The organism is Actinopolymorpha alba DSM 45243, from assembly GCF_000373925.1.
Lineage (GTDB): Bacteria > Actinomycetota > Actinomycetes > Propionibacteriales > Actinopolymorphaceae > Actinopolymorpha > Actinopolymorpha alba.
Genome location: NZ_KB892728.1, coordinates 1 through 1,581, shown reverse-complemented (window position 1 = coordinate 1,581; position 1,581 = coordinate 1). Strand labels below are relative to the sequence as shown.

Here is a 1,581-nt window from a genome sequence, read left to right as displayed (position 1 = left end):
CTGTTCGAGCTGGCGGAGCGGCCAGCGGAGCTTGGCGGGTTCGGGCCCGTGCTCACCGAAGTAGCAAGGCGGCTGATCGCCAACCATCTCGACAACCCCGACGCGATGCTCGCCATCGGCATCACCCACCCCGTCACCGGACAGTTGCTGAGCCTGCATCCGCTGTCGAAACGCTTCCTCCGCGGTCTCCCGGCGGAGTTCGTGCAGTCACTCAACCAACGCTGCACCTGGATGCTCTGTAGACGCCCAGCCATCAACTGCGACCTCGACCACACCAAACCCTACGCCCAAGGCGGCGAAACCTCCGTGGCGAACATGGCACCACTCTGCCGCCGACACCACCGCGTCAAAACCGAAGGCGACTGGAAAGTGAAACAAACCAGCCCAGGCCACCTCACCTACACCGACCCCCACAGCCGGCAATACACGGTGACCCCGCCACGCCTCACCGACCCCGTAGAACCCGACGACCCCGATCCTCCACCGTTCTAACCTGCATGGAGAAGCGAGACAAATAAGCAAAACGGCAGGCTCGAGAACCCTTGAACAGAAGGGTTCTCGAGCCTGCCTCTATGCGGGACGCAGGTCGATCGACTACCGCACAGGTCAGTCAGCGCGGATCTGAGGTCGAGGTGGAGGAGTAGGTCAGCCTCCCGCCGATCCCCTCCCTCGGAGACTACCTCGCCTCAGGTGCTGTACCTGTCGTGGTGACGGATCCAGTTCATGATGCCGGCTTCCTCCTGCCTACCGAGCGGGGTCCGGTCGAGGTAGTTGAAGGTTCCGAGTAAGATGTCCAAGCCCCGCGCGTACGTCGAATACGTGTGGTAGACCGTATCGTCGTCGCGAAGGAAGACGCTGAGCCCGGGCGCCTCACCGATCCAGAGGTTCGCCTGCTCGCCCAGCTCCTCCTGGGTGCGGAAGTTGTATTCCACAGGCGCGACCTGCGGGTCGAGGGTGACGTGGAAGTCGTAGTTGAAGTCGTTGCCGTACGACGAATACCACGGCACCGTCCAGCCCATCCGCTCCTTGAAGGTGGCCAGCTTCTCGAACGGCGCGCGAGACACCAGCACCAACGTGGTGTTCGCCGCGTGCAGGTGGGCGAGGTGACCCATGTTGTCGACGACAAACGAGCAGCTTGGGCACCCGGCATCGATGTCGTACCGCCACATGAAATGGTAGACGATCAGCTGGCGCCGCCCTTCGAAGAGACCGAGCAACCCCACCTTGCCCTCGGGGCCTTCGAAGACGTACTCCTTGTCAATCTTGACCATCGGAAGCGCACGGCGCTGAGCGGCCACCGCGTCCTTGGCCCTGGTGAGCTCCTTCTCCTTGATCAGCAACGCCTTGCGTGCTTCGAGCCACTCATCCCGGGACACGACTCGCGGACGGTTCATCTCGCTCATCTCTGTCCCCTCCTCACTCATGGCGTTCGTTCCTCGAACCTCGTTCCACCGTATGACCGGCCGAGGCTCGAAAACTCACCGCTCCTTAGCTTGTTGTTTAACCAGGTGCGGTTGGGACACGACCCCTGTTGATCATGGATGAAGCCCTTGGTTGATCATTCCTTCTTGCGACAGACGG

At 62.0% G+C, this 1,581-nt stretch carries 2 protein-coding genes; one reads left to right on the top strand and one right to left on the bottom strand.

Annotated features, from left to right (window positions below):
• Positions 1-492: HNH endonuclease (locus B141_RS0106380; RefSeq protein ID WP_026256964.1), on the top strand; the 492-nt coding region annotated here is incomplete at its 5' end.
• Between the two features lie 194 nt (positions 493-686).
• Here B141_RS0106380 and B141_RS0106375 read toward each other — a convergent pair.
• The gene (locus B141_RS0106375) at positions 687-1,403 is read right to left on the bottom strand and encodes a DUF899 domain-containing protein (RefSeq protein ID WP_020574329.1); all 717 of its coding nucleotides are present in this window, start codon (positions 1,401-1,403) and stop codon (positions 687-689) included.
• Positions 1,404-1,581 lie beyond the last annotated feature (178 nt).